The following is a 26,373-nucleotide window of genomic DNA, read 5'->3' on the forward strand; positions in this document are numbered from 1 at the left end:
ATCTTGCCCATGTATTTCTAATGTCGTAATTAAAAATACAAAAAAGCCCTCGTTCTACATAGTAGAAAAAGGGCTTTTGCTTTTGGGTCACCCTCTATCTCAACCCAAACATCACCATGAAACTATTACTCACATTACTCTCAGCCGCGGTTTTCTGCACGGCGGTATCACCCCGCCAGGACGACGAGCTTGCAAAAAGCATCGAACGCGGCAAAATGGTTTATTCCGAAAACTGCATTTCCTGTCATATGGGCACGGGCGAGGGCATTACCGCCACTTTCCCACCGCTCGCCAAATCGGATTACCTCATGAAAACGCCCGAGAATGCGATCCAGGCGATCAAGTTCGGTCTGATCGGAAAGGTTACCGTCAATGGGGTGTCTTACGACAACATGATGCCGGAGCCGGGACTGGCCAACGAGCAGATTGCCGATGTGATGAACTACATCATGAATTCCTGGGGCAATTCGTCGGAGAAAAAGATGATCACCGTAAAAATGGTGGAAGCCGTAAAACCGGCGGAGGAAAAGTAATACTGACCTTCAAAGCCGCGTGCAGCCGCATTATCCATTGGATTAATGCGGCTTTTTTATGACCAAAACTCTTATGTAACAGCCAGTTGAATACTATTTTAAATAAATCTAAATAAAATCTTGCCTCATAAAAATTCCCGACTGATATTTGCGGCTCGTTAACTATTTAGTCCAATTTTAGATAAATGAAAAGATTTTATATTTTCTTCCTATTACTGCTGGCAAGCGTTTCCGCATTTGCACAAAACGGCAGAATATCAGGACAGATACTCAGCTCGGATGGACAACCGGCCGAGCAAGTTTCGGTCGGAATTAAAGGATCTGCCCGCGGCGCCGTTTCGGATAATCAAGGAAAATTCACAATTGAAAGAGTCAAACCCGGAAGCTACACATTGCTCGTAAGCTTCGTGGGACTTGCCACCCAGGAAAAGGACGTGGAAGTAGCGGCCGGTGAAACGGTAAGCGTCGCTTTCACCCTGTCCGAAAGCGCCAACGAATTGCAGGAAGTGATCGTCAAAAGCGGCACTACCTACACCTCCGACCAGTTTTCATCCAGCATGAAACTCCTCACGCCGATTCTGGAAACCCCTCAGAACGTGCAGGTTGTCACATCCAAAGTACTGGCCGACCAGCAGGTTATCAGCATGAGCGACGGTCTGATCCGCAACGTCAGCGGAGCGGTTCGCCTCGAACACTGGGGTGATATGTATGCCAACATCAGCATGCGCGGCTCGCAGATCCAGGCATTCCGCAATGGCTTCAATGTAGTGAACTCTTACTGGGGTCCGTTGACCGAGGATATGAGCTTCGTGGATCACATCGAGTTCGTCAAAGGGCCTGCCGGCTTTATGCTTGCAAACGGTGATCCGAGCGGGTTATACAATGTAGTGACCAAAAAACCTACCGGCCAGACCAAAGGCGAAGTTGGCTTCAATGTGGGCAGCTTCGGACTTTACCGCGCTACGCTCGACCTTGATGGCAAGCTGAGCAAAGACAGCAAGTTCCTGTACCGCCTCAATGTAGCGGCGCAAAACAAAGGCTCGTTCCGCGCATACGAATACAACAACCGGTACAGCATTGCGCCGGTCATTTCTTACCAGATCGACGAGAAGACGAAACTGACGGCTGAATACACACTGCAATATGCGAAAATGTCGAACGTAGGATCATTCTATGTATTCTCGCCCGACGGCTACGCTACTTTGCCGCGCAATTTCACGACCATGGCTCCGGGCATTGCCCCTACCAAGATCAACGACCAGAGCGTGTTTATAAATTTGCAGCACCAGCTCAATTCAGATTGGAAACTGACGGCACAGGTTGGCTATTTCAACTATAACCAGAATGGCAGCAGCATGTGGCCCAATGCGGTAAACCCTGATGGTACGCTGATCCGGGCCGTAGGTCTTTGGGACGCCAAGAGCGAAATGACGCTCGGACAGGTATTCGTCAATGGCGACGTAAAGACGGGAGCAGTAAGGCACCGCATTCTGGGCGGTATTGATATTGGCAGCAAGCATTACTTCGCCGACTGGTCGCAATCAATCGCGCTGGACTCCGTAGGTGCTGAATTCGACCCTAAAAACCCTTATTACGGCACGCCGGTAATGGGGTATCCTAAATTTGACCGCTCTATGGATCTTGAATCGCGCGCAGCGGCGGGCGGCGGCTTGCAGGATCAGAACTACACAGGCCTTTACCTGCAAGACGAGCTAGGCTTCCTCGATAACCGGATCCGTCTGACATTGGCAGGCCGTTACACTTATGTGAAACAATCGGCATACGGTGGCCCTAACGACGAGGCAAAACACTTTACGCCGCGTGTCGGCCTGAGCGTTTCACTCACGAAGAATACCTCATTATATGCATTGTACGATCAGGCATTTATCCCGCAATCGGGCCGTTTGATCGGTGGCGGCAAAGTGAAACCGGTTACCGGAAACAATACGGAGTTCGGGGTGAAGCGCGACTGGGCAGAAGGCCGCTGGAATACTACCCTCGCATTCTACCGCATTTTGAAAAACAACGAGCTGACAGGCGATCCGACGAATCCCAACTCAGGCCTGAGTATGGTATTAGGTCAAAAAAGAGCCCAGGGTGTTGAATTCGACCTTCGCGGTACGATTATCAACGGACTTAACCTGACCGCAAACTATGCTTACACCATTTCCGAAGTGACGAAAGTTGCCGAGGGCGTAACGGACATGAAAGTAGGCGATTTGATTCCCGGGTATGCCAAGCACACAACCAATGCCTGGTTGAGCTATAAAGTACAGCACGGCTCGCTGAAAAACGCTGGTATTTCTGCGGGTTTCACCTATCTGGCAGGCCGCGCTACTACCAACTGGTCGACCACCAACAGCAGCCTCAACCAGCCTGATTATTTCAAATTGGATGGTGGTTTGTTCTGGGAAAAAAACAACATCCGCCTGACAGCGAACGTGTTCAACATTCTGGATAAATACCTATACAGCGGCGGCTATTATGATTGGTTGAAGGCCTATTACTGGCAAGCCGACCCTCCAAGAAATTATCGTTTGAGCGTTAATTACAAGTTTTAACAGGATAGTTAGATCAATGCAAAGAGGCTTCCCGTCGGGAGGCCTTTTTTGTATTCCGGCCCGCTCACACCGCGTGAGCCATCATCAGCCGAGCGCCCTTTCTAAACTTCCCGGCCAGTGCATCATACTGCTCGTGAATGTCTTTATGCGGTGTAAATGCCTGTCCCACCTGTGTAAAAGCAGTCAATTCCGAAAAGTCTTTCACTACCCCCAACGCCTTCAACCCCACCATCGCCGCGCCTACCGCTCCGGTTTCAACGGTTTCATTCAATTTCACTGTTTTGCCAAATACATCCGACAGCATTTGCACCCAGGTAGCACTCCGGGCAAAGCCGCCATTGGCATAGATCGTGTCGATTTCCTGCATTTCCATCAGTATTTTGGCAATGCTGTAAAGATTCAGCAAAATACCTTCCATCACTGCCCGCGCGAAATGCGCTCGCGTATGCGTGATGTCCAGCCCCGAGAAACCGCCCCGCACCGAGGAGCTCCAAAGCGGCGCACGCTCGCCCAGCAGGTATGGATAAAAAAGCAATCCCTCCGCGCCTGGTTTAACACCCTGTGCTTCCTTGAAAACCGCGTCGTACGACTCCTTGGGGAAGAATGTGTTCATAAACCATTCAAAAATGACGGCCCCGTTATTCGAGGGGCCTCCTACGATATAAGTTTTTTCATCGAGCACATAGCAGAAAGTCTGCATCAGCGGATCGGAGAATGGTTTTGCGGAGCATATGCGCACGGCTGCACTGGTGCCGATCGTGACGGCCATAGAGCCGTTCCTGATAGCGCCGCTACCGAGATTGGCCAGGCAGCCATCGCTTGCGCCCATGATCAACGGAGTACCTTCGGGTAATTTGGCAGGGTTATCGCCGGGGAGTTTTACAATATGATAAGGGGATACCGCCTCGGGTAGCTTTTCCACTTTCAATCCGAGCTTCTTCAATGTGTAATCATCCCATCGCAATTCCCGGATATTGAACATCCCCGTAGCAGAAGCAATGGAATAATCCACCACAAATTCACCCGTGAGCCTGTATACGATATATTCCTTCACACCTACGAACTTGCTCGTCTTGCGGTAAACATCAGGCTCATTCTTTTTCATCCACAGCAACTTGCACACCGGAGCCATCGCATGAATGGGTGTTCCGTTGTTATGGTAAATCTTCTTGCCTACCTGCGACGCCCGCAGTCGCGTGGCTACGTCGGCACTGCGGTTATCAGCCCAGATGATAAGGTTGGTGAGTTGTTTCCCGTCCTTATCGAGCGCCAGCACGCCGTGCATGGCCGCACTGAAACAGATACCGACAGGCCCGCCCTGATCTTTGCATTTCGCGGTCACCTTTTTCAACGTCTTGCAGACAGCCTGGAAAATCTCTTCCGGATCCTGCTCACTCCAATCGGGGCGTGGATGCTGCATTTCATAACTTTCACTGTGCGAAGCAAGGATTGTTCCCGAAACGGTATCGAAGGCGACTGATTTGACGTTTGTTGTGCCGATATCACAACCGATAATATAGGGCATTGGCAATTGTTTTAGAGGCAAAACCCGCATTCCCGCACGCGAGAAACACGGCAAGTGATTACTAAAACAAAAGTATGGATTTTGGGATTGATTTATTATTTTCGCAGCATCGAAAGCTATTAATACATTCCGAATATGTCTGAAACATCACATACCGAGTCTACTTCGCTGCCAACCTTCGCTTACATCGCAGCGTTTATTATCCTTTTTATCATCCTGGCAGTATTTGGCGACCTGTTCGTGTTCATCCTCGGAACAATCGGTCTGGTTGTGACTTTCGCAGCGTTTTACAAAGACCACAGCCACGACGATCACCATTGACAACCAGCCCGCAGGGGCATGATCATATTCAACGGACGGCCAGCTCGGGAAGGACATTAACCACCCCCCATTCGAGTTGGCCGTTCGCTTTGTTTACAGTCCAGCTTTCTTCCATCACACAAGTATCTTCCAGATCGCGGTACTGGGCAACGAGCTGCTCATTCCGCAGCAGTAACCGCACAAATCCGTTATATCCCAACGCACGCCCCTTGATTTCCTTCCTTACCCGTGTGTCGTAGTAATTGATTTTGGATAATTCCCCCACATCAGGCGGCTTGATCTCCACCGGCAATCCGCCGTGCCCGATGCAGCGCCCGTAAGCCTGGGGTCCCTTACCATTCCGACCGAACCGGTATGCTACCAGGCGATGATCGTGTCCCCAGATCCAGACAACCGGCCGTTGCGCCTCACCCATGAGCTTCTGCAACTGTTCACCGGGCCGCACATACTCCTCCCGGAATGCCGACATATAAGGATGGTGGCTCAGAAACACGATACCCCGTTTATCGTACGGGTCACCTAGCTTTACTACATCGCGTAGCCATGCCACCTGTTCTTTCCGTAAATGACAATCCGGCGGAGAGAGTATTTCAACAAAAGGCCTGCCCACGGAGGTATACCCCGTATCAATGCCGATAATGCGCCAATAATCGTTTTCCAGGCAGAAAAAACCTGCCTGCTGCGTCTTACGCGTCTCACCTACCTGCGCGTACATGGCGGGAAGCAGATGCTGAAAGAATGCATTGCCATTGGAATACATTTCATGGTTTCCCGAAAGCGCCAGACTCCCCGAAGCGCCGTAATACCAGGAGGCATAAGGCGCTGTAAAATTTTCCTCCACTTCTTTGGGTGTTCCTACAAAATAAATATCCCCCATATGGACGGTGTAATCGGGCGCATGACGCGCTACAAGGTTCGCTACCGCATCGGATTCGGCCGTATCACTGGCCCAGTCCGAAAGCAATGCGATGCTGATTTCATCCCTGGACGCAATGGAGGACTGCAACGGATAAATACCGGTGTCGTCGTTGCGCGGGTAGGCCTGGTACGGATGCCTCGCCCCAAATCGGCTGCGCAAGTAATGCCAGGCAAAGCCGATCAGGTTGGTTTTGAAAAATTCGCTAATAACATTGGTAACCGAAGACGTCTGTTCCACCCGCTTTTCATACAGTTCAAGCTGGGTTTTCGCGTGATTCTCGGCCTCGCTATGGCCGAGATTGAGGTATTTCTGCGCACGTTCTTCGGAAGTTCCGGGCATAGCGGTTCTTTGCGTAAATGGGTATGGATGGTAAATAAAATAATAACCCGCTTAACCTCCACGATCAGACCACGATTTCTTGAAGCTCAGCCTCAGCCGAATGTCACTGATTGACACATTACCATTGCTTAAATATTTGATTCCCATGTTGACAATCGCATTCCATACCATTACCTTTCGCGAAAATTTATCAACCACCAAACACAAAAATCGAATGAAAAAAATTGCTATTATCTGTATGCTTTTAGTGGCGGGCAAAGTGGCATCCGCGCAAACCATGACAGCCAAATACATTAAGGAGTGGGAGCGCGCAAAGGAATACACCAAAGAATACCTGGATGCGATGCCCGAAGATGGCTACGCGCTGAAACCTACCCCTGAAATCCGTTCGTTTGCTGCGCAAATGGACCACCTTGGCGATGCGAATTACGCGTTCATTTCGGCAGCATCCGGCAAGGCGAAACCGGATGGTTCTCTTGAAAAAAGAGCTGATCAATCAAAAGCAACTGTAACCAAAGGTGTGATGGAAAGCTACGACTTCGTGATTGCCGCATTGAAAGGTATGACCGACGCCGATTTAGCGAAAGACGTAAAAGTATTCGGGATGGATATGAAAGCCGGAACCGCATTTGAAAAGGCTTTCGAACACCAGACTCACCACCGCGGCCAAACCACCCCTTACATTCGCATGAAGGGTGCTACGCCTCCGAAAGAGAAGTTGTTCTAAAACAAAAACGGCCGGTTCAATCGAACCGGCCGTTTTTGTTGCTATCAGTTTTACCCCGACAGCTTGCTTTTCAGATTATAGAGGTTCAGCGCGAAAAAGCTGTATACTTTCATAAAAAACGGCGGAATGATGAAATCGCGGATCACCTCCTTTTTCCGCTCCGGCGATGGCTCGGCCATCGAAAGGTACTTCACCGCATATTTGACGCGCGGCCAGTAAGTATCGCCGTATTCTCTCGAAAACAGCATTTTATAGTAATAGGTCGCGATATTCTTCGTGAGCCGGTCGTGATATTTGTATTTCAATTCCTTATCGATATTGGAATACATCTCAATGCGGTTGAAAAGGAAATCCTTCCCATAATGGTTATCCGCAAAGCTCGCACCTCCGCGTTGTTTCCGGTACACCGACATTACCTCGTCAATATAGCCGATCGGGCCGCGCGTCGCGAGCATGATATTGCGGGGAATATCGCCGCTGGTCGACAGGTTCGTCCACTCCGGATCCGGATTTTTGGCAAAGTCCTCGGTCCGGAACATCAGGCTCGACGTCGCGATAAAGCAAAGCTCGTCCTCACCGATGAGGTCGTCAACGGTAAATTCCTTTTTACTAATCCAGTTGACCAGGTGCGGTGGGGCCGCATTGTCATCGTAAATCACCCTTGCATTGTGAAAAGAGGCCGAATAATGCGGATTGGCGTCCATCATTTCAACCTGCTTTTGCAGCTTGTCAGGGACAAGTAAATAATCGTCGCCATCAAACTGGGCGATATATTCGCCTTTGGCGGCGGCAAAAGTAGCCAGCGCATTGAATTTCCCGTTTTGGCCCATGTTTTTCGGATGCAACAAGAGCCTGATTTTGTCGGGGAAACGCTGTTGGTATTCGGTTAATATCGCCCGGGTGTTGTCTTTGGAAAAATCATCTCCTACAATAATCTCGAAATCAAATGTAGTCTGCTGCATCAGGATCGAATCCAGCATTTTTGCTACAAATTTTTCATGGTTGTAGGTGACTACACACACGCTCACTTTTATCATAGTCACTGTTTCATTGAATAAGCGGAGTCGCTTGGCGCAAATTTAGCTGAATTCTCCTCAAAATCTGCGCCCCGCTACTTTACGGTTCTTGAACGGCCAACTCCCGGGCACATAACGGCAATGCGTCAAAATAAATTCGGCACGAAATGAATCCGGCGGCACGATCGTTTAATTTTGGTACCGCTTTCCATTAATTCCAAAAGAATGCTCGCTTCCCCTACCACCGACAAACAACCGATATTCCGCAAACCACAGATATTTAATCAGTTCCCTGAGTTGGTAGCCGCAGAAAGTACACGCCACGGAGGCGTAAGCACCGGCCATTACGCCTCACTGAACCTCGGCGGCTCTCAGGACGCGCCTGAAAATATCATGCAAAACAACCTGATATTTTTCGGGGCACTCGGTATACCATTCGAAAACGTCGCAAAAGCACATCAGGTGCATGGGACCGACATTGTAACTGTTACCTCACCGGCCCGCTTCGAGGGATTCGATGCCCTTGTGACCAATGTAGCCGGCATTCAGCTCGCCGTAACCGTAGCCGATTGCACTCCAATCCTTATTTACGACCCCGTAACAGGTGCGGTGGCCGCCATTCACGCGGGATGGCGCGGTACCGTAGGCGGAATTGTCGAAAAGACCGTCGCCGCCATGCAGCAAAACTACGGCACGCGGCCCGAAGATTGTGTCGGATATGTGGGCACCTGTATTGATGAATGCAGCTTTGAAGTTGGCGAAGATGTGGCACAGCATTTCACCCCGACCTATAAACGCTGGGATGAAACCGCCGGTAAGTTTTTCGTGGATTTAAAAGCCTCTAACCGTGACCAGCTGATCCGCAGCGGCATAAAGCCCGAGCACGTGGAAGTTTCGCCTTATTCAACGGTGCTTCACAACCAGGATTACTTCTCCCACCGCGCCGAGAAAGGCCTTACCGGCCGTCTGCTCGTGACAATAGGCCGTACCAACTGATCCTAAACAAAACGACCAGCAACGGTATTCCGCTGCTGGTCGTTTTCGGAATTTACCTTGTCATTATGCTTTCTCAGGAGCCGGTGCCGGTGCTTCGGCCTTAGGGGTAGCTGCCGGTTTCGCAGCAGGCTTGGCGGGTGCGGCTTTCGGAGTTGCCGCTGGTTTTGCAGCCGGTTTCGGAGCGCTTGCTTCTTTACCCACAGTTGGCTTCGCGGGAGCGGCCACAGGCGCCTTAGACGAGGCAGCTGCTACCAATGCTGCTACTTTTTCTTTTTTCTGCGCCTTGCTTTTCTTGCCTTCCTTTTTATCCTTTACCTTTTTCTCCGCATTCTTAGCCTCCTTGGCTTTTTTCTTGAGAGTTTCCTTTTCAAACTTAGCTACTTTCTTAGCCAGTTTCGCGGCCGCTTTCTCAATCGATTTCTTTATTTTTTTCGAACCGGCAGTGACTGCTTCAATCTTTCCGGCAAGTGTTTCAGCAATCTCTGTCGATAACTTTTTGGTAGCGGATTTCATAAATCTGATATTAAGAATTTCATAAATAATACATGTAGCCCGGCCCCGCGGAGGAGCTATACCAGGTCAAAATTGCCGTCAGGCAATAACCTACAAATACCCATTATTAATTTATAAATAGCAAATTTTCTGTATTATTTTTATGTTATATTTCTCTTTACAAAATCCCACAACACGATTCCTGCCGACACCGAAACGTTGAACGAATGCTTCGTCCCGAACTGCGGGATTTCCAGGCAGCCGTCGGATTCCGCGATTGCCGCATCACTCACACCTTCCACCTCATTCCCAAATACAAAGGCATGCGGAGCCCCTTTATCGGGCTCGAAATTTTGCAGCAGGACACTTCCTTCCGCCTGCTCCACGCACCATACTTTATACCCTTCCGATTTCAAAACTTTAACCGCCTCAGCCGCACTTGGGCATTTCTCCCACGCTACCGATACCTCCGCCCCAAGGGCACTGCGCGTGATCTCGCGATGCGGCGGCGCCTGCGTGTAGCCGCAGAGCATTATCTTCTCTGCCCGCAATGCATCGGCTGTCCGGAAAAACGAGCCGATGTTATTCAGGCTCCTGATATTATCCAGCACGATTACAAACGGAAATTTTTCCGACTCCTTAAACTCATCGACCGACATCCGGTCCATTTCATCTACACTCAGCTTGCGCATGAATTTCACTCGTTTATTTTCACAAAAAAAGGTTTCTGCACCTGGTACAGAAACCTTTTTCGGTATGGTAAGAATAATCTACTTAATCTTGGTGATCAGCTCTACGATGTTCTTAACGCCCAGTTTTTCGAAAATACGGGCTTTGTAAGTACTGACAGTAGAGAGCTGCAAGTTCAGTTTTTCTGCGATTTTTGCGGTTCCCAGGCCCTCCTTCAAAAGGTTCATCACGTCGGTCTCGCGCGGCGAAAGGCTCACGATCGGATCCGGCATGTATTCCTTTGGATTGATGAGACGATTGATATTCATTTGCTGCATATCTTCGCTCATGTATTTCTTATTGTTCAGAACGCTCATAACGGCGGTTTTGAACTCTTCCTCCGGTGCATCTTTCGACAGATAACCATCCGCACCGGCTTGAAGGTACATCAGGCCGTAGAGTTGTTCGTCGTAGCTCGAAAACATTAGAATTCTGACGCCAGGCGATTTTGCGCGGATGGTTTCCACCATTTTGGTAGTGTTGCCACCCGGAATATTGATATCCAGAATCAGGAGGTCATAAGCTTTGGTCTCAAGTTCCTGAAGAATTTTATCAAAATCGTCAACGTCCGAAATTGTTGAATCCGGAATTAGTGATTTGAGGAGGTGTTTGGTACCGATTCTTACCACAGCATGGTCTTCGGCGATCAGTATGTGTTTCATGGATGGGTTGGGTCCAATGGATGTAAAAAACTACTGGTGTCAAATTAATCCGGACAATCAATTTCCAGCCTGATGATTGCCCTTGAACTGAAAATCCTGATTACCAACCAGTACTATTTTGTACATCCTGGTTGAACTGATTTGATGAATTAACAAAAATAGTAATCAGCATTGTATTAAACATAAAAAATATCAAATTAGTATATCAATTATTTATCAAAATCCTTGATCTGAGCACATTTAACGCACATACTATAACTTTTGGGCCCGTTAAGTAGTAGTTTTACACACACTTCTCTTTGCTCCTGGACTAACAACGACAGCGTCGTGGATGTATTTCCGATGCCCAAAGCGCCTTTTCCTGCGACCGCCCCATGGCTTTTCTTCAGGAGGGAACAATTGGCCATTCAGACTTCTGACCTAATTTATTCATTTATTCTTACTTCCAAAGATCCCGGTCATATTTTGGCCGTATTTCACTGCCTGCCAGGCGCTCAGGGTTGGGCCTCGCCACCGTTGGCCCCATTCGGCGGTATTATGCCGATAGCCCGGTGCCATGAACGTCAGCTGACATTTCTACTCTCCTGCATCCGTGAATGGACAATCCGAATGGGAGGCAAGGTACTCACCATAAAAACCGCGCCGGCATGCTACCATCCGCTTACACACGAAATTTGCCATCGCAGTTACCTCGCTGCCGGTTTTTCACCCAATCATACCTATTCTAATCATTATATTCCTATTACCGACCAGCGTTTTGACCAGGTTATTGAGCCAGCGGAGCGTCGGCGATTAGCCAAAGGCAAAAACAGCGGTTTACGCATCGCCCTCGAACCGGGGATTTGCGACGAAACGACAGAAGCAATGCTATGTGCATGCGACCGAGCACACGGCCGCCAGTTGCGGATAAAACCGGGAGAAATTGCCCGGATCATGCGTGCGGTACCCGAAAGCTACATCACTTTGACAGCCACTAATGGTGAACAAATCCTCGCCGGCGCATTGTTTGTGCGCGTAAGCGATCGTGTTCTGTACCATTTTCTTTCCGGCTTTTTTCCTGAATTCAGGGCAATCAGTCCTTCACTTCTGCTTTTTGACGCGGCTTATCAGTATTGCCTGGATAACGGCTTACAAATCCTGGACCTTGGCATTTCGCTCGATCATCTCGGGCATGAAAAAACATCGCTGGCCAGTTTCAAACGGCGCATTGGAGGCCAGGAATGCCCCAAAATTATTTATGAAGCGACTTTCTGAACATAGGCGGACGCTCCCCAAACGTTTTGCTTACAAGGCGCAAATAGCTACATTAGCAGCCAAATTTTCCCCGGCCTGGCACAAACCTCGAACAGCCTAATGAAGTTAAAGACAATCAAGACCATACTGAGTCACCCTTTAAATCAGAATAACAAACTCCCGGCCTTGATGACGTTCTTCAAAAGAGGAGTTGTCATTCGTTTGCACCACCATCCGATGGTGTATCCTTTTCTCGAAAACACTTCTCTGGTAGTCGAAAAAGGCATGTCCAGCGCGGAGCTTCAAATTTACACGGGGCTGTATGACCTGTATGAGATGCTTTTCCTTACGCATTACCTGCGCCCGGGCGACACATTTGTGGACGTGGGCGCCAATGTGGGAGTGTACACGGTTCTGGCCGCGGGCGTAGCGGGTGCCAATGCCGTCGCATTTGAACCGATCCCGACGACCTTTTCGAAATTAAAGCGAAATGTAACGTACAACCAGCTGGAAGACCGGGTTGACCTCCGGAACCTGGGCGTTGGCGATAAAGCGGAGAAACTGGTTTTCACCAACAACCTCGACGCTACCAACCACGTCATCAGCAACAGCCAGGAGTCAGCCGGTGCCACGATTCAAGTGCCTGTTGATACGCTGGACCGCTTGCTGGCGGATAAAACGGCAAACTTTTTGAAGATCGATGTGGAAGGTTTCGAGGCGAATGTCATCAACGGCGCACCCGATACCCTGGCCAATCCCAATTTGAGGGTGATCATTATGGAGACTAACGGTCTTTCGGATCAATACGAATTCGGGCAAAATTACCTCCACAACAAGCTGCTCGACCTGGGATTTGCCCCGTACAGCTATGATCCATTTAAGAGATCACTCCAAAAACTGGAAACTACCGGCCCCCACGATACCATTTATTTGCGGGATCTGGAATTTGTGCAGGAACGCATTAAAAGCGCCCGGAGAATCCGCTTCCGGAAAATGGATATTTAACCAGCTCCGTGCTCAGGTCATTTACCATTCACATAGGGTAGCCGCTTTTTGGCAGTTTCAAAAAGCGCCCGTATCTCTGGGGAAACATCGAGTTTAAGTATCAAAACCGCGAAAGCCACACATAAAAACGCCGACCGGAGCACGATGGCAATCATAGCCGACAATTTGGAAACGGTATAATGCGGTTCGAGAAAGGTGGACAGATATAAAACTGCCAGTACCAGCACTACCTTCACCGTTCCCTGCGAGAAAGGCTGCACGCCAAATTTACGCCAGACCACAAATAGCCTGGACATGGAATAGAGGAAGGTCGTGATCATGGTAGCCAACGCCGCCCCGATAAAGCCGTACATGGGTATGAACAAAAGGTTCAGCAAAAAGCCCAAAATGGCCGATCCGAGAATAAGATATGTCGCGTATTTGTAAAACCTCGAATAAAGGATTATCTCCGTGTTGAGCCCGGTTCCGGTATCGAATACTTTCACCAATGCCAAGAAAAGCACTACGAGCTTACCTTCGCGGTAGGTTTCTCCTTTGGGAATGAGCAGGAAAATGTCATCGATACTGCTCCATATCAGCAAAAAGAATAAACCTCCTGCTATCAATTGGTTCAATGCCGATTTGACGTTGATCTGACGGACAAATTCGTAATCTTCTTTACCCAAAGAAGTAGATAACAACGGAATGGATATCTGTGAAATGGCTTTCTTGGGTATTTCAATTACGCCGGCAATGTATGCGGCTATGATAAATATCCCCGTCTGAATAAGCCCCCGCTCTCCCGCGAGCATGGAGCGGTCGATAAATAGCATCAGGTTCACGCCTATGCCCCCGAGAATCGAAAAGCTCCCATAAGCCAGCATACTCCGGAATAATGATCCGGTAAATATTTGTGGATTGGGTTTAAACCAATACCATTTTCCGAGCTTTCGAATGTAAAAGATCAGCGAGATCAGGGCCAGACCATAAGAAGCAATCAGCAGATAAAGCATTAACTGAAAACTCACCCACCCGAATCCGAACATCAAAATGACCAGCACATTGGCCAGTCGCAGAAAAACCTCACGGATAAAGTTGGGAACGGCAATGCGCGAATTGTTCCGGCAATAGGATTCCAATACGGCCAGATAAAGCCAAAACAATGTTAGGGGAATTACCAGAATATGGTATTTGATCAATAACGGGGAGTTCTCGGAATAATATTGCTGTATCCATCCCGAACATAGCAGGTAAAGAATCGTAAACAACAATCCTCCAACAAATGGTAACCCTAAAAGGAGCGGCAATATGCCGTTATGGCCAGCATCATCGTCCCTGAATTTTGCAAAAAACTTATCCGCAATAAGCGGCGTACCCAGATGTGCGAAAGCTGCAAAAAGCAAACTGTTTTCGAAAAGCAACCGGGTGAGCGCCAATTCTTCTACCGAAAGGAACTTGGTAGAAACATACATTTGATTAATTATCCCGATTCCAACCCCGATATAAGAGCCAATCCCCGCCTTTAAGCTTTGTCGTACAACAATTCCCACATTAATCTATTTTAAATACTTCTTCTGAATTATTTGCACAATGCGGTCCGATGCAAGACCGTCCCATAGTGCAGGCAAAGAAGTCGGCTTCTTCTTCCCGTTTATAACTTCACTTATAATACTGATCGCATGAGCGACATCTAAATCACCCACAAGGCGGTTTGTCCCCTCCCCGATGGTCGACGGGCGCTCGGTGGATTTCCTGAAAGTAACGCATGCCACACCCAGAAACGTAGTTTCCTCCTGCACGCCCCCGGAATCGGTAACTACCAGGGCTGCATTGGAAATCAGGTTGATGAATTCAAGATAACCCTGGGGCGGCAACAAATGCAGCCCGCTGCATTGTTCAAGCTGATCCCAGATACCGTAACTGATCAGACTCGATTTCGTCCTCGGGTGAACCGGAAAAACGAGCGGTTTGATTTCGCATAGGGATTGTATTAAATCCGTCAGCATTTTCAGCTCCACGGGTGAATCCACATTCGATGGCCGGTGCATCGTCATCACCACATAACCACCCTTTTCCAATCCCAGATCTTTCAGCACAGGGATCTCCGACGCCTTTTCGCGCCCATAAACCAGCGAGTCGATCATAACATTGCCCACGAAATGGATCTTGTCTGCGGCTATACCTTCATTTCGCAAATTGCTCACGGCCGATTCCTCAGATACAAAAAGTTCGTCGGACATGTGGTCGATCAGAATACGGTTGATTTCTTCGGGCATACTTTTGTCGCCGCTCCGCAATCCGGCCTCTACATGCGCCAGCCTGACTCCTTCTTTTGCCGCTACTAATGCACACGCCAGACTTGAATTGACGTCGCCGACGACCATCACGAGCTCGGGGGATTCGCTGGAAAGCACCTTTTCGAAAGCCAGCATAATCTGGGCGGTTTGCCCGGTGTGGGAACCGCCGTGGATACAAAGCGAGAAATCCGGCTTGGGAAGGCCCAGCTGCGTGAGGAATACCTTATACATCGCATCGTCGTGATGCTGACCGGTATGAACCAGGCTGACGGAGAACTCCGGGTATTTTGAGAAGGCTCTGTACAGGGCCGCTACCTTCACAAAATTGGGCCGCGCCCCCATCACGCATATTATTTTCAACGACTTCGATGACGGTTTTCCTGCAAAGGTAGTACAGTTTGCCCACCAAAACTCGTCGCTCTGACTTTTTACTACTTTCGCATTTGTTGTGATTTAGAAACGATTCGACCTACTTTTGCAACGATAACCGACAAATGAGCTCATGCGCGCCCATGCCCCTATCGTCCTTTTTTGCTATAACCGCCCCTCGCATTTGCAGCAGACCGTCAAGAGCCTGCAAATGAATACACTCGCTTCCGAAAGTGAGTTGTACGTTTATTCCGATGGGCCGAAGCACGCACAAGAGGCGGGAGCTGTGAACGAGGTGCGCGAGTACATTGCCGGTATTACAGGCTTCAAAAATGTGACGATTTTCGAGTCCCCGCAAAACAAAGGCCTCGCCGCTTCCGTCATCGAGGGAGTAAGTTACGTGCTTTCCAGGCATCCCGACGCGATTGTCCTGGAAGACGATATGCTTAGCACCACAGATTTTTTGTCATTCATGAACCAGGCGCTCGACGTCTACGCCGGCCGTTCGGATATTTTTTCGGTAACCGGCTACACTCCGCCTATCGAAGTTCCGGCAAACTACCAGCACGACCTGTACCTCGCCCCTCGGGCAAGTTCCTGGGGCTGGGGAACCTGGGCGCACAAATGGGCGAAGGCCGATTGGCAGGTGCGTGACTTCCAAAGCCTGAAAAACGATACGGAACGGAAAGATGCATTTAACCAGGGTGGTGACGACTTGTGGCCGATGCTGGCCAAGCAACAAAAAGGTGTGATCGACTCCTGGGCGATCCGCTGGACCTATTCGCAGTTCGCTAATGACGCGTATGGACTTTATCCGGTCCATTCCAAAATCAAAAATATCGGAACGGATGGCAGCGGTACTAATTTTACTTTTAAATCCGGGGAGTATGGAGAGGAAATGGCGGAAGGGCCTGTGGCGATGCCCGCGGATTTGAAGCCCGATGCCGGTCTTACCGCGGCATTCCAGCAATATTACCGGTTATCTTTCCTTTTAAAAATTAAAAACCGGGTCAAATACGGCATTTGACCTATTATACATATGTACTGGCTTCGCTACCTGCTTAAAGAACCTTATCATGCCCTCGGCTCGGCTCGGAACCGGGAATTTATGGCGTTGCTACTCAAATACGGCAACCGTGCCCGTTACAAGCTCACGGATGTGGCATTCGGCGGATTCAAACTGAAAGTGCCTGATACCATGTCGTTCCTTTGGCAGCATAAGGAGATATTTGCAGACGAGTTCTACTACTTTGAAACTACGCAATCCCAGCCCGTCATTTTCGACTGCGGCGCGAATATTGGAATGAGCGTTCTGTATTTCAAAAAGCTGTTTCCCAAAGCCAGGGTACTTGCATTCGAAGCAGAGCCGACCATTGCCTCGTTGCTGCGACAGAACCTTGAAAGCAATGGCGTAAACGATGTCGAGATCGTTGATAAGGCTGTTTGGGTTGATGAAAACGGCATTTGGTTCGGCAGCGAATCGGCGGATTCCTCTTCCATTTATTCAACCGCACAAAAGCGAAAAATCGATTCAATCCGCCTGAAAGACTATCTGGAAAAAGAAAGCCGGATTGACTTCCTGAAAATCGACATTGAAGGAGCTGAAATAGATGTACTGCATGATTGCCGGGGCTCGCTTGCGCATGTGCAGAACCTTTTCGTGGAATTCCACTCCTACATCGGCAATGCGCAAGGCTTGGCGGATGTGGTGAAAGTTTTTGAAGAAAACGGTTTCCGCTATTACGTGGATACGAACCAACACCGGCTCCGGCCGTTTGTGAACCATCGCTATCGCGGTAACGATGTAATGGATTTGCAATTGAACATCTTCGGCTGGCGGGAATAGGCAGCCGTCAGAGCCTTGAATCGACCATGTCCTGTGGTAATACCGATTTCAAATCGAATATCACCGAATCTTGCGCAGTAAACTCGCTGAATTCCATTGTTTTGAACTCCTGATGTGCCACGGCCAGGATAACCGCCTCGTAGGTACCCGCAGGTTTGTCGAGCAGTGTAATATTGTATTCTCCCAATACCTGTTCGCCCGATGCCCATGGATCGTATACTTCCACGCGCATACCAAAATCGGTCAGCTCGCGGTACACATCGATTACCCGCGTGTTGCGGATATCGGGGCAATTTTCCTTGAACGTAATACCGAGTATCAGCACGCGGCTTCCTTCGATCTTATGCCCTTTACGGATCATGAGCTTCACGAGCTTGTTGGCCACAAATACACCCATCATATCATTTACCCTGCGGCCGGAGAGAATTACCTGCGGATAATACCCGAGCGACTCCGCCTTATAGACCAGGTAATAGGGATCGACGCCAATGCAATGCCCGCCGACGAGCCCCGGTTTGTATTTCAGGAAATTCCACTTCGTAGCAGCCGCTTCCAGCACTTCGGTGGTATCGACATTCATCCGGTCGAAAATCAATGCCAGTTCATTTACAAACGAGATATTCACGTCCCGCTGCGCATTTTCAATGGCTTTCGACGCCTCCGCTACCTTAATGCTCGATGCCAGATGCGTGCCCGCATCGATCACCGATGCGTACAGACTATCGACGAAGCGAGCCGTTTCCGGCGTTGAGCCCGACGTTACTTTTTTGATTTTTGTGAAAGTATTGACCTTGTCCCCCGGGTTGATGCGCTCCGGCGAATAGCCGCAGAAAAAATCTTCGTTGAATTTCAAGCCGCTTTCACGTTCCAGCACCGGCACGCAATCGTCTTCGGTACAGCCAGGATAAACCGTCGATTCATAGATTACCACGTCGCCCTTTTTCAGCATTTGCCCGATCATCCCGCTGGCTCTCAGCAGATGGATAAGGTTAGGCTTTTTATAATGATCAACGGGCGTGGGGACGGTTACTATAAACACGTTACACTCTTTCAAAGCCGCTTCATCCCACGAAAATGCGAGGTTAACAGCCTCCCGTAAATCCTGACGCGATATTTCCTTGGTCGTGTCATAAGCATCTTTCAGCTCCTGAATTCGCCTCTTGTTGATGTCGAAGCCGGTTACTCGGTACTTTTTACTAAAAGCCACGGCCAGCGGCAAACCGACATAACCAAGTCCGATAACGGCAATTCTGACATCTGATCCGGGTAACATGGGAGGTACTTCATTGAATGTTCGGCCATAAAACTAGGCATATTTCAGCCCACCAAAAAATTATCGCCGAATGCGTGACCAAAGTGAAATGTGAGCGTATTGGAATAAAGTGGTCACTCCAAATAGTCTTGAAAAATGGATCTACTGGTTATTCAAAACAAAGTGTTTACCATTCGCGGATGCAAGGTCATGCTGGACTTTGATCTCGCAGAATTGTATGAAATTGAAACAAGAACATTAAAACAGGCCGTCAGGCGTAACATTGAGCGTTTCCCCGACGACTTCATGTTTGAACTAACTTCGGACGAACTTGCATCTTTAAGATCACAAATTGTGATCTTAAAGAAAGGCAGAGGTAGCCACGTAAAGTATCTGCCTTTCGCTTTTACAGAACAGGGTGTCGCAATGCTGTCAAGTGTATTGAACAGCTACAAGGCTATACAGGTATACATCACAATCATGCGGGCATTTGTAAACATCCGTCAGCACTATCTTGATTCAAAGGAACTTAGAGATCGGATCGAGAAACTGGAAGATGAAATGCAGGTAAAATTCAACGACATCCATCAGGCACTTAGTTACCTCCTTGCACCGCCTCAGAAGGAAAGAAGATCGGTTGGTTTCAAACAGAAGTCAGCAAAATAGCATGTTCCCAAGTGAAGTGTTCCTTCTCTAAGGTCACAAATTGTGACCTTAGAGAAAAATCAGAAGCCGTTATACCAAACTCAATGTGCGTAAGGATTCGGTGGGAAGATATGCACCTGAAAACCCTCCTGCTGCATCGCTTTCATAACCTGCTCGGAAGGCAGCTTCTTGAAAATAACGGCGCACAGGACCTGCGAAGGCATTAGCGAAGCTTTCACCAGGAAATTATGGAATGCAAGTTTTCTCTTGATTTTCCGAAACGCCGGCGAAGAATCGTCAGCCTTTTCGCGTCCATAGGATGGGTGGTAATAATTATTGTTGATACCCCTAAAAGCGACTGCCGGTAAGCCGATCCCATTCGCAAGCTTGTCCATTTCACGCTCCGACAGCTTGAAAACGTAGTTTCCCACGGTTTCGAATGAGTACCTGTTTTTCCAATACTTCTGCAAGGCTTTGGTATCGAAGCGGTCGAAAATATTCCTTAATGCTAACAAAAACGGCATTTTCGAGATCGGATCGTGGGGCTCGACCAAAATCACCGCCTCGCGAGCAACCCGCAGCATCTCGTACACGCCCAGGTACGGGCGCGGGAAGTGGTGGTATGCCTCTTTGCAAAAAACATAATCGAAGCTATTGTCGGCAAACGTCAAATGCTCCACATTTTCGACGGCATACTTGTCAATGAACCCTCTTTCCTTCGACAAGGGCAAAAAGGTGCCGGCAATATCACTCGCAGTAGAATCCAGCCCTTTTTTGAAAAAATGATTCGCATCGAAACCATAACCGTCCCCCACCGTCAGCCATGATTTCTTTTCGTTCACAAACGGATCCGTCAGATCCAGCATGCGCTTGTGAATCCAATGGTTAATAGTCTGATTTGCATTATCGTACTCCCACTGCTCGATGACCTTGTTCTTCGCCTCCTGAGTCCCAAATTGCAACTCATACCATTCCGAATGCGCCTCGTGGCTTCGTTTTTCGCTTGACATCTTTCCGGTTTACTGATTTCGCGATAAAGATAGTTTCATCGAATAAAAAAGTATTTAAAGGCAGAACTATTAATTTTACCCGGGCGGAATGCCGCATGGAAATGCTGCCTGAAACGAACATCCAGCCAAAACACGAATTATCGATTGCGATCAAATGGTGCTTCAACTAAGTACTTTTCATTGGGAAGGAGGAGCCGGGGTCGCTGCGGCGAGGTTGCACCAGGCGTTACGCAATTCCGGCGTCGATTCACACTTGATGGTTTCGGAAATATCCGGCTCTGGCCCGCAAACTACCGCATGGGCGGATAGCGCCTGGAAATCGAAAATGGCCTGGGGAAATTTTGTTATGGAAAGGCTAAGTTTTCTTCCCTATGAAAAGGACAAGTCAGTCCGTTTCGCCTTTTCTCCGGCTGCAATTGGGGTCGACATTGCCGATCACCCGCTCGTAAGGCAAGCCAGCGTCATTCATCTGCATTGGATCAATTTTGGATTCCTTTCCCTGAAATCGCTCGAAAAACTGTTTGCGCTCGGGAAGCCAATCGTCTGGACATTGCATGATATGTGGGCATTTACCGGCGGCTGCCATTACAACCGCGGTTGCGAGCGTTATCTTTCGCATTGCTGCTATTGTCCCTACCTCCGAAAACCCGGCGAATACGATATTGCATTTGCCCAATTCGAAAAGAAATGCAATCTCTTTCAAGGGGCTCCTGTAACATTCGTTTCTCCGAGCCGGTGGCTGGATAACCTCGTTCAAAATGCTGCATTGACCAACGGCATGCCCTCGCAAGCAATCCCGAATTGCATCGATACCGAATTATTCAAACCCGGTAACCGCGACGAAGCGCGAAAAGCATTTGGACTACCCAAAGACAAAAAGCTGCTCCTTTTCGCCGGAGCCAACACGCAGGACCCGCGCAAAGGGTTTACCTATTTTCAGCAAGCCATGCACCATCCCGACCTGGCCGATGCCGAAGTAATGGTCCTTGGTAAGGGGAAAGCGGATGATTTCAAGGATATGCCCGTAAAAACGCATTTTCTCGGCAAGATCTCAGACACGAGCCAAATGGTGCAAGCCTATAATGCTGCGGACATGCTCATAGTCCCTTCCCTGGAAGATAACCTCCCGAACACGATTATGGAGGCCATGGCATGCGGCACGCCGGTTGTAGGATTTGATACGGGCGGTATCCCGGAAATGATAGACCATTGGAAAAACGGCTTCGTAGCCACGGCCAAATCTGCTGCTTCACTTTCCGAAGGCATTCAATGGATATTGAAATGCGATGCCGATGGCAGCCTTTCGGCAGACGCTCGTCGGAAGGTTCTGGAAAACTATTCGGAAGCGGTGGTGGCCAGGCAATACTCCCAACTTTATGACTCCCTGCTCCATGGATAACAGCCCGCTGCTAACCATCATTACCGTTACTTTCCAGGCAGAAAAATTCCTCGGGCGCACGCTGGATAGTGTGGAGAGGGCTCTTACGGGCGTGGAGAATCCGGCACAGTTGGAATACCTGATCATAGATGGTGGCTCCAAAGATCAGACACTCGCCATCACGGAGAGGTACCCTTTCATCTCGAAAATCATATCCGAGAAAGACAAGGGCCTTTATGACGCCATGAACAAAGGCTTACAGCTTGCTTCGGGGAAATATGTCTGGTTTTTAAACGCGGGCGACGAGGCTTTTGATCGTGACACCCTACCCAGCCTTTTATCCGCGCTCAAATCAGGAGCGGCAGTATTTTACAGCGATGCCATGATGGTCCGTGAGGACGGTACGGAAGTCGGCTTGCGAAGCCAGTTTACCCCTCACACTTTGCCCGAAAAACTGCGCTGGCAGGATTTCGCGTTAGGCATGAAAGTCTGCCACCAGGCATTTATAGCCAGAAAGGACATCGCTCCATTTTACGAATATGAGAATCTCAGTGCCGACATCGATTGGGAAATCGAATGCCTGAAACGGGCAGAAACTGTTCAATTGCTGCCGTTCACACTCTGTCGGTACCTGCTGGGCGGTCTATCAGTCAAAAACCATCGCCGATCGCTCACCGACCGGTACAAAGTGCTCAGAAAACATTTCGGTCTTATACCAACACTGTTCAATCACCTGCGCATATTCTGGCGGGGATATTGGTTTGCGCGGAAAAACGGGAAATACTGGTAAGCAAACCCGTTACTCCCAGGTAATCCACGACTTCGCATCCTTGGCACTTACCATGTCATACGTTTCATCCGACGTCTGAATCAGGTAAAAACCACTGGGATCGTAAAGCAACTTCGCGGATTCAGCAGCTGCTCCGCCCGCCGGGATCGTACCGTACGTGCCCGCTGGCGAAAATATTGCCCGCCCGTCAGCCGTAAATGTCGGTGGTTCCGGAGCATGTCCGTAGTCTAAGAATATACTCTTACCATCATAGAAAATAGGTGCAAACAAATCATTCCGGGCGCTTACGCCGGGCTGATAAACGTAAAACGCATATATCGATTCGTCCGATTTCAGATCGGCCACCTTGAATGCGTCATCCACTCCATTTACGTGGAATCCCTTCTCCGACCGCCAATCGCCACCCGATTCAATAGGGGTCTGCCACCACCTTTTTGATGCTGCCAGATCTACCGATATAGGTTTTATGGCGCTTACGACTGCTCCCGTTGCTCCTCCTCCTGCGAAACCCAGCTGAGTCGTATTCGCATTCCAGGTAATGTTCGTAAATCCTGTGATCGTCTGTGAACCATTCACCAGTGGAGATACGAACGCGACGCCCGCGGGGGTAAGATAGTAACTCGTGGTGAACGTTTTCGGCGTGCTTCCATTCAGCCAGGTAAGCTTAATTGTTCTGGAATTTTGATCAACCGTGATTTCGTAGGTGTTCGCTCCGAGCGTGACGCGCTTGAAGTAAGGTATGTATTTGGCAATGTTATTAAACAGCAACGCCTTGGCCAGGTCGCCATTCGTGTACGCGGTCGCCTGTGCCTGGGTGGCTTTCGTAAGCACCAGACGGCTCTGGTTTTTACGGCCAACGAATGCCATCCTATCCGCTGTCAGGGAATCGCCGAAAATGCTGAATTCGAAATCGGATTTAAGGCCTTCGCCAAGTTCGCCGCCATTCACCGCTTTATCCGGGTCCGCCAGCACGTGCAGGTAAGAGTAAGTATCAAATATCAATGAAGGTGTTTGCATGGCCTTTAACCGATAGCTGCTCTCCTTCGATTTGGCAGCCGAGGCATCCGAAAAATCGGAGTACATGGTTACCCGGTTTTTATCATCAAATTTGAAATAAAACCCGTAGCTACCTCCTCCACCCGGATAAATCACCGCATTCCAGCCGTAAGGTGCCTCCACCAGCTGCTTTTCATAGGAAGCCAATGCAGCATTCAACCGCACGTCCGCAGATTCTTCAAAAACCGTATCGTCTTTGTTTTCGCAGGAGAAGAAAACGGTAGTCAGGAACAACAGGTATAAAAATGATCTCTTCATCTGCCATTAAAAAAGTTTATTCATCGAAGTCCGCACTCTTTTTTGCAGACTGTAAAAATCAATTTTCCAGGTATTCTTATAATAGGCTACAATAATAGCCTCTTTTTGCCGTAACGCGGCCTGTGCCTGCGCCTTTGTTACGCCGCTCGGGCTCGTCCCTTCCGGTATGGAGTTCACAATCTTCTCGAAACCCGCCTTTCCTTCTGTAAGCATCATGGCGATCATCTCCACAAAATCCTCGTCAAAGGCTGAGGAACTATAAGCAGTAATAAACCCATCGCGGCGCGCATCGGCATCACTCCAGTTGATCCAGTTCCCACCCTGATAATATGACTTTGAAATGTTCTTGTATTCAACGGGATAGAACACCGTCTGATGCAGAATATGACCAAATTCGTGGTGAATCGTGTGCAGGAACCAGTCTTTGACAAAAGACGAATCCCTTCCGGGATCGTAACCTGCCATGCCTTTGATCTTGAAAAGATTTACCCCATACAAAATCACTTTCCGGCCACCTTCCGCGGTTCCCAAGGTAATCGAGCCCTCGGTGTTGTATTCATTACTGCCGGAGAGAATGAAGAATTTGGGCGAATACTTATTGTAAAAAACCTTCCCCGCTTCCTCTACGTAAGGGGTTGTCCACGCCTTCTTGATGGTGCTAAGCAACGGTACCACCTGCGCCTCGTCCGGCGGCACCAGCGTTTTCGTCAGATTCCCGAATTCGAACTGATCCCACTTATACTTTGCGGAAATATTGTAAGGCACCACCAGGCTATCCTGAATCCACTTGTCAATCGGCCCCTCCGCCCATACGTCGCCGCCCAGTCCGGGAATATCTTCTACATTGCCCAGGCTTTCTTCCTTGCAGGACGTCATGGTCGTGCTCGCCAGCAGGGCAGCAACAATGCAGTGGGTAAAACTTCTGAATATCGTTTTCATGGTTGAATGGCTTTCTTACCTGGGATTCTGTGCAATACCTGAAATTGCTGCTGTCTGCGGGATCTGCAATACCCTGCGATTATCCCCAGCAGGAACTGAAATGACCGATCCGCTCCGGGTTTGGTGTGTCACCGTCCTGTTATAACGCTGAATGTCAAACCAACGCATTCCCTCCTGAACGAACTCGACACGCTTGAATGCCAATACGGTTTCCACAATATTGTTTCTCAGGTTATTTGTCCTGAAATAGCTCTGCATACTCGCCGCAGTCACCTTATGCTGAGACGCATCATAGTTATCGACCCTTTTACTGATGTAAGTATTGAGGTCGGTGAGACAGGCGGCTGTATTATTGAGATAGGCATTGGCCTCGATTTTGTTGAAGAGCACCTCTTCGACCGTAAATGCCGGCAACATCACATAGGGAAGCCCTATCTCCGCATTGACGGACTCGCGGACGAAATACTCCGTTAATTTGGGTATAAAGTAATTGTTATCGCCCCGGTAGTAAAGTGGGTACGCCCATCCGGCACTTCCCGTGATAATCCTCTCTCCGTCCGAGATCTCCTGCCATTTCGGGTATGTCATACCATATCTGTAATTAGCTACGTACCGTCCGTAAGTCGATGAAGTTTCTATCAGCAGCAAATTGGCATTCTGGTTTGCACGGGAATAGAGCCTGAACAATTCTTCCGGCGAAAGACTGGAATAAGTGGTGTTCCACGGGCGGAGGTTTTCGGCGAAGTTGTTACCCGGAAATGCGGCAGTCGTGTATTGCAGCACTTTTTGATAGTCTTTTTTCACCAGATAAAAGCGGCTCGCAAATGCATTGGCAGCAGCGATATTGAAATGGTATTTGGGCACGGTATAAGTGCCGTCACTGATGAGCGGAAGTCCTTCCAGCAAGTCCTTTTCTATCATCTGATACACACCGGCTACCGTGCCTCGCTCGTATTGTTTGATCACAACATCTTCCGGCACGGTTACGTACGGAACGCCCGGGCTGTCGTTGGCTTGCTGCGGGTCAAAAAACCGGCAGTAGTAGTTTACCAGCATGAAATGCGCATACGCCCGGGCCAGCAATGCCTCGCCTTTCTGCGCATTGTATTTTTCGGGGTCTGCAACTTTGCTGATAATATCCAGCGCTTCGTTCGCCACCGAAATCGCCCGGTAGCATTCCGCCCAGTACTGGTCCGGCGAATCCTGTTCATCCACGGTTGCTTCTACGACTTCGAAAAGGAACGAGGCACGGTTTGTCTTATCGTCCTGCCCGGCCCCCTTGTCGGCCACATTGTCACTCATTCCTTCCGAGAATACAATGTAGCCAGCCTGCGGATAAGCCGTCGTAAGCAATTGGGATACCTGCTTGGGCGTGTTGATAATCGCCCGGGTACTGTCCGGCTCCTTCGAAAGAAAATCCTCACAACCGGCCAGCGCCAGCAGTGGGAGGATCAGCACGATTGTTTTTATTTTTTTGATGGTAGTCATATCATTCC

General features: G+C 49.1%; 25 protein-coding genes. 12 read left to right on the forward strand and 13 right to left on the reverse strand.

The window, feature by feature from the left end; all coding sequences use genetic code 11:
- Positions 1-116: 116 nt before the first annotated feature.
- Complete coding sequence (locus tag CLV60_RS33290) at positions 117-533, forward strand: c-type cytochrome (protein WP_106599718.1); 417 nt, start codon at positions 117-119, stop codon at positions 531-533.
- Positions 534-718: 185 nt separating this feature from the next.
- Positions 719-3,094, forward strand: coding sequence for a TonB-dependent receptor (locus tag CLV60_RS33295; protein ID WP_106599719.1), 2,376 nt, complete (start codon positions 719-721; stop codon positions 3,092-3,094).
- Positions 3,095-3,158: 64 nt separating this feature from the next.
- On the opposite strand, the gene CLV60_RS33300 is transcribed toward CLV60_RS33295, so the two are convergent.
- Positions 3,159-4,619: a gluconokinase gene (locus CLV60_RS33300; protein ID WP_106599720.1), complete on the reverse strand. Its 1,461-nt coding sequence runs from the start codon at positions 4,617-4,619 to the stop codon at positions 3,159-3,161.
- A 135-nt stretch (positions 4,620-4,754) separates the two neighbouring features.
- On the opposite strand from CLV60_RS33300, the gene CLV60_RS33305 reads away from it, so the two are divergent.
- Positions 4,755-4,940, forward strand: a complete 186-nt coding sequence (locus tag CLV60_RS33305) for a hypothetical protein (protein WP_106599721.1) — start codon at positions 4,755-4,757, stop codon at positions 4,938-4,940.
- Positions 4,941-4,968: 28 nt separating this feature from the next.
- Here CLV60_RS33305 and CLV60_RS33310 read toward each other — a convergent pair whose 3' ends face one another.
- Positions 4,969-6,198: a metallophosphoesterase family protein gene (locus CLV60_RS33310; RefSeq protein ID WP_106599722.1), complete on the reverse strand. Its 1,230-nt coding sequence runs from the start codon at positions 6,196-6,198 to the stop codon at positions 4,969-4,971.
- Between the two features lie 214 nt (positions 6,199-6,412).
- Between CLV60_RS33310 and CLV60_RS33315 the strand changes: the two genes are divergently transcribed.
- On the forward strand, positions 6,413-6,925 hold the full coding sequence (locus tag CLV60_RS33315) for a DinB family protein (RefSeq protein ID WP_106599745.1): 513 nt from the start codon (positions 6,413-6,415) through the stop codon (positions 6,923-6,925).
- A gap of 50 nt (positions 6,926-6,975) precedes the next feature.
- Here the strand turns inward: CLV60_RS33315 and CLV60_RS33320 are convergent, their stop codons facing one another.
- Positions 6,976-7,962 (reverse strand): glycosyltransferase family 2 protein, encoded by a 987-nt coding sequence (locus CLV60_RS33320; RefSeq protein ID WP_106599723.1) that lies wholly within the window; start codon positions 7,960-7,962, stop codon positions 6,976-6,978.
- Between the two features lie 204 nt (positions 7,963-8,166).
- Between CLV60_RS33320 and pgeF the strand changes: the two genes are divergently transcribed.
- Positions 8,167-8,937, forward strand: a complete 771-nt coding sequence (gene pgeF, locus CLV60_RS33325) for a peptidoglycan editing factor PgeF (protein WP_106599724.1) — start codon at positions 8,167-8,169, stop codon at positions 8,935-8,937.
- Positions 8,938-9,000: 63 nt separating this feature from the next.
- Here the strand turns inward: pgeF and CLV60_RS33330 are convergent, their stop codons facing one another.
- The 3 genes from CLV60_RS33330 to CLV60_RS33340 all read right to left on the reverse strand — a co-directional run bounded on the left by CLV60_RS33330 (position 9,001) and on the right by CLV60_RS33340 (position 10,820).
- A complete protein-coding gene (locus CLV60_RS33330; RefSeq protein ID WP_106599725.1) occupies positions 9,001-9,450 on the reverse strand; it encodes a histone H1/H5 family protein, HCT subfamily in 450 nt (149 codons plus the stop codon).
- Positions 9,451-9,590: 140 nt separating this feature from the next.
- Positions 9,591-10,121: an RNA methyltransferase gene (locus tag CLV60_RS33335; RefSeq protein WP_106599726.1), complete on the reverse strand. Its 531-nt coding sequence runs from the start codon at positions 10,119-10,121 to the stop codon at positions 9,591-9,593.
- Between the two features lie 78 nt (positions 10,122-10,199).
- Positions 10,200-10,820 carry a response regulator transcription factor gene (locus CLV60_RS33340; protein ID WP_106599727.1) on the reverse strand — a complete coding sequence of 207 codons (621 nt, stop codon included), beginning with the start codon at positions 10,818-10,820 and terminating at the stop codon, positions 10,200-10,202.
- 537 nt (positions 10,821-11,357) lie between these two features.
- Here CLV60_RS33340 and CLV60_RS33345 point away from each other — a divergent pair.
- Together CLV60_RS33345 and CLV60_RS33350 are read left to right on the forward strand one after the other, a co-directional pair.
- The gene (locus CLV60_RS33345) at positions 11,358-12,074 is read left to right on the forward strand and encodes a GNAT family N-acetyltransferase (protein ID WP_170118939.1); all 717 of its coding nucleotides are present in this window, start codon (positions 11,358-11,360) and stop codon (positions 12,072-12,074) included.
- A gap of 99 nt (positions 12,075-12,173) precedes the next feature.
- Positions 12,174-13,058: an FkbM family methyltransferase gene (locus CLV60_RS33350; RefSeq protein ID WP_106599729.1), complete on the forward strand. Its 885-nt coding sequence runs from the start codon at positions 12,174-12,176 to the stop codon at positions 13,056-13,058.
- A gap of 17 nt (positions 13,059-13,075) precedes the next feature.
- Here CLV60_RS33350 and CLV60_RS33355 read toward each other — a convergent pair whose 3' ends face one another.
- Positions 13,076-14,509, reverse strand: coding sequence for a polysaccharide biosynthesis C-terminal domain-containing protein (locus CLV60_RS33355; RefSeq protein WP_106599730.1), 1,434 nt, complete (start codon positions 14,507-14,509; stop codon positions 13,076-13,078).
- A gap of 84 nt (positions 14,510-14,593) precedes the next feature.
- Positions 14,594-15,694: a non-hydrolyzing UDP-N-acetylglucosamine 2-epimerase gene (gene wecB, locus CLV60_RS33360; RefSeq protein WP_106599731.1), complete on the reverse strand. Its 1,101-nt coding sequence runs from the start codon at positions 15,692-15,694 to the stop codon at positions 14,594-14,596.
- A 142-nt stretch (positions 15,695-15,836) separates the two neighbouring features.
- On the opposite strand from wecB, the gene CLV60_RS33365 reads away from it, so the two are divergent.
- Both CLV60_RS33365 and CLV60_RS33370 read left to right on the forward strand, forming a co-directional pair.
- Positions 15,837-16,730, forward strand: coding sequence for a glycosyltransferase (locus tag CLV60_RS33365; protein ID WP_106599732.1), 894 nt, complete (start codon positions 15,837-15,839; stop codon positions 16,728-16,730).
- A gap of 12 nt (positions 16,731-16,742) precedes the next feature.
- Entirely contained in the window at positions 16,743-17,549 is an 807-nt protein-coding gene (locus CLV60_RS33370; RefSeq protein ID WP_106599733.1) for an FkbM family methyltransferase, read from the forward strand.
- A 7-nt stretch (positions 17,550-17,556) separates the two neighbouring features.
- On the opposite strand, the gene CLV60_RS33375 is transcribed toward CLV60_RS33370, so the two are convergent.
- Positions 17,557-18,822, reverse strand: a complete 1,266-nt coding sequence (locus tag CLV60_RS33375; RefSeq protein ID WP_106599734.1) for a nucleotide sugar dehydrogenase — start codon at positions 18,820-18,822, stop codon at positions 17,557-17,559.
- A gap of 135 nt (positions 18,823-18,957) precedes the next feature.
- On the opposite strand from CLV60_RS33375, the gene CLV60_RS33380 reads away from it, so the two are divergent.
- Complete coding sequence (locus CLV60_RS33380) at positions 18,958-19,467, forward strand: ORF6N domain-containing protein (RefSeq protein ID WP_106599735.1); 510 nt, start codon at positions 18,958-18,960, stop codon at positions 19,465-19,467.
- A gap of 80 nt (positions 19,468-19,547) precedes the next feature.
- Here CLV60_RS33380 and CLV60_RS33385 read toward each other — a convergent pair whose 3' ends face one another.
- Entirely contained in the window at positions 19,548-20,456 is a 909-nt protein-coding gene (locus tag CLV60_RS33385; RefSeq protein ID WP_106599736.1) for a class I SAM-dependent methyltransferase, read from the reverse strand.
- Between the two features lie 154 nt (positions 20,457-20,610).
- Between CLV60_RS33385 and CLV60_RS33390 the strand changes: the two genes are divergently transcribed.
- Positions 20,611-21,855: a glycosyltransferase family 4 protein gene (locus CLV60_RS33390; RefSeq protein ID WP_106599737.1), complete on the forward strand. Its 1,245-nt coding sequence runs from the start codon at positions 20,611-20,613 to the stop codon at positions 21,853-21,855.
- The gene (locus tag CLV60_RS33395; RefSeq protein ID WP_106599738.1) at positions 21,848-22,624 is read left to right on the forward strand and encodes a glycosyltransferase; all 777 of its coding nucleotides are present in this window, start codon (positions 21,848-21,850) and stop codon (positions 22,622-22,624) included. Before CLV60_RS33390 ends, CLV60_RS33395 begins: the two co-directional genes overlap by 8 nt.
- 9 nt (positions 22,625-22,633) lie before the next feature.
- Here the strand turns inward: CLV60_RS33395 and CLV60_RS33400 are convergent, their stop codons facing one another.
- Genes CLV60_RS33400 through CLV60_RS33410 form a run of 3 tightly spaced genes read right to left on the reverse strand, consistent with a single transcriptional unit; the run spans position 22,634 to position 26,365 of the window.
- The gene (locus CLV60_RS33400; protein WP_106599739.1) at positions 22,634-23,938 is read right to left on the reverse strand and encodes a DUF4302 domain-containing protein; all 1,305 of its coding nucleotides are present in this window, start codon (positions 23,936-23,938) and stop codon (positions 22,634-22,636) included.
- A gap of 6 nt (positions 23,939-23,944) precedes the next feature.
- A complete protein-coding gene (locus CLV60_RS33405) occupies positions 23,945-24,877 on the reverse strand; it encodes a zinc-binding metallopeptidase (protein ID WP_106599740.1) in 933 nt (310 codons plus the stop codon).
- A 15-nt stretch (positions 24,878-24,892) separates the two neighbouring features.
- Positions 24,893-26,365 carry a RagB/SusD family nutrient uptake outer membrane protein gene (locus CLV60_RS33410; protein WP_106599741.1) on the reverse strand — a complete coding sequence of 491 codons (1,473 nt, stop codon included), beginning with the start codon at positions 26,363-26,365 and terminating at the stop codon, positions 24,893-24,895.
- Between the last annotated feature and the right edge of the window lie 8 nt (positions 26,366-26,373).

The organism is Dyadobacter jiangsuensis (assembly GCF_003014695.1).
Taxonomy (GTDB): Bacteria; Bacteroidota; Bacteroidia; order Cytophagales; family Spirosomataceae; genus Dyadobacter; species Dyadobacter jiangsuensis.